Source organism: Lentiprolixibacter sp., assembly GCF_982873095.1.
Genome location: NZ_CEYNTP010000331.1, coordinates 1 through 2,402, shown reverse-complemented (window position 1 = coordinate 2,402; position 2,402 = coordinate 1). Strand labels below are relative to the sequence as shown.

The 2,402-nt window shown below is 44.0% G+C and carries 4 protein-coding genes; 2 read left to right on the top strand and 2 right to left on the bottom strand.

Annotated elements, in window-relative coordinates:
* On the top strand, positions 1-717 hold a 717-nt coding region (locus AC4E7D_RS14005), incomplete at its 5' end, for a sensor histidine kinase (RefSeq protein ID WP_490174397.1).
* Between the two features lie 7 nt (positions 718-724).
* Entirely contained in the window at positions 725-1,435 is a 711-nt protein-coding gene (locus AC4E7D_RS14000; RefSeq protein WP_490174396.1) for a response regulator transcription factor, read from the top strand.
* Positions 1,436-1,465: 30 nt separating this feature from the next.
* Here AC4E7D_RS14000 and AC4E7D_RS13995 read toward each other — a convergent pair whose 3' ends face one another.
* Positions 1,466-1,984, bottom strand: a complete 519-nt coding sequence (locus AC4E7D_RS13995) for a gluconokinase (RefSeq protein WP_490174395.1) — start codon at positions 1,982-1,984, stop codon at positions 1,466-1,468.
* Positions 1,977-2,402, bottom strand: a 426-nt coding sequence (locus AC4E7D_RS13990) for a tRNA (adenosine(37)-N6)-dimethylallyltransferase (protein WP_490174394.1), incomplete at its 5' end; no start/stop codon positions are given. The genes AC4E7D_RS13990 and AC4E7D_RS13995, both read right to left, overlap by 8 nt.

Here is a 2,402-nt window from a genome sequence, read left to right as displayed (position 1 = left end):
ATTTACCAGCTGATCAGACAGAAGCAGATCTCTGAAATAAAGAGTGATTTCATCAACAATATGACCCACGAGTTCAAAACGCCCATTGCCACGATTAACCTGGCTGTGGAAGCCATTAAGAACCCTCAGGTCATAAAGGACGAAACCAAGGTAGAACGCTATCTGGGGATGATTCGGGATGAAAACAAACGTATGAATGCCCAGGTGGAGAATGTGCTGAGGATATCGCGCTTGGAAAAAAATCAACTCGATATCAGTAAGGACAGGGTGAATGTACACGACATTATCAATAAGGCGATTTCGCATATCGAACTGATAGTAGCAGATCGCGGAGGTTATGTAAACAGCCATCTCGATGCAGAAAGGGCTGAAGTACTGGCGAACGATGTGCATTTTGGGAATGTACTGGTGAATATTCTGGATAACGCCGTAAAGTATTCACCTCAAGCACCCAAGATAGATGTGTATACCGAAGTCGTGAAAAATTACATCATCATTCGTGTACAGGATCAGGGCGCAGGTATGAGTAAAGCTGTATTGAAAAAGGTATTTGAGAAATTTTACCGGGAACATACCGGGGATTTACACAATGTGAAAGGGCATGGGCTGGGATTGGCGTATGTCAAAAAAATAGTAGAAGATCACCAGGGTGAGGTTTATGCTGAAAGTGAGAAAGGAAAAGGCAGTACTTTCTTCATAAAATTACCCTTAATATGAACAATTTATGGAAACAGTTCAAAAGAAGATTCTTTTAGTCGAGGACGATCCTAACTTTGGTATTGTACTCAAGGATTATTTATCGATGAACGACTTTGACGTTACCCTGGCCAAGAATGGTATGGAGGGTTTCGAAAAGTTTAAGAAAGATAATTTCGACATTTGCATCCTTGATGTTATGATGCCGTACAAGGACGGTTTTACTCTGGCAAAGGAAATACGGGAGAAAAATGAAAATGTACCGATCGTCTTTCTTACCGCCAAAACCATGAAAGAAGATGTACTGAAGGGATATAAAGCAGGTGCCGACGATTACCTCAACAAACCTTTTGACTCTGAGGTACTTTTAATGAAACTAAAAGCTATTCTTCAAAGAAAGGCTTCTAATACCTTGGCAGACAGCAAACAATTTGAATTTCAAATTGGTAATTTTCATTTGAATTCCAAGCTGAGGTTCCTGAAATACAAGGAAGAGGAACCCATTAAGCTTTCGCCAAAAGAAAACGAACTCCTGCGTTTACTCGCCCTGCATGAAAATGATTTGATGCCCAGGGAATTGGCGCTCACAAAAATTTGGAGAGACGATAACTACTTTACTTCAAGAAGTATGGATGTCTACATCGCGAAGTTGCGTAAATACCTCAAGCGGGATGATTCTGTAGAGATCCTGAACATCCACGGCGAAGGGTTCCGTTTGGTGGTCAAAGACGTGGAATAATAGCTACGAGAAAATAAAGAGAACAAGCGGCTATCGGCCGCTTTTCTTTTTGGCCCTCCAGCTGTTAACCGCCATCTGCAGTTGTTCTCCGGGCAAGAGGGTTACGGGAATTTCAATGGCTTTTTCAGGCGTTTCCAGGGTTTCGAACTGAGAAGCCAGCAAAGCCGGCGGCATAAAATGACCGTCCCGCTGCTGCATCCTGCCGTAGATGGTCTCAAAATCCCCCTTCAGAAAGATCCAAACCAATTTCTGTTCGATTCCTGAAGAGAGTATTTCCCTGTATTTCTCTTTAAGCGCTGAACATGCAATAACGCAACCGGATTCAGCATTTTCAACTGCCAGGGCGTTGATCCTACTAAGCCATGGTTCGCGATCTGCATCCGTAAGCGGTTGTCCCTCCCGCATTTTGGCCACATTGGATTCGGGATGATAATCATCTCCGTCGAAAAAAGGAATTTTCAGGTAGTCGGCTACCAATTTCCCCAGGGTAGACTTTCCGCAGCCAGACACCCCCATAATAATAAATACGGTTTTGGGTTTATCACTCATCCCGTGCTAGTTTTGATTCCAGGGCCCTGGCGATTTCTTCGTGAGGAGTTTTGCTGTCGAACCACAAGACATTCTCCATTTTCCTATACCAGGTGAGCTGCCGTTTTGCAAAACGGCGTGTATTCTTTTTAATTTCACATACTGCCTCATCAAGGCTGCAATTCCCTTCCAAATAGGTAAATAGCTCCTGATACCCCACCGTTTGCAGGGCATTGTAATCTCTGTACGGAAAAAGTAGCTCTGCTTCCTTCAAAAGCCCCCTGTTCATCATCTGATCCACCCTTTCGTTTATGCGCGCGTAGAGCATTTCACGCTCTGTGCTAAGCCCTACCAGAACAGGAATAAACGGGCGGGGCGGTTTGGGCTGATCCAGAAAACTGGAATAAGGTTTTCCGCTGCTAAGGCATACCTCCAGTGC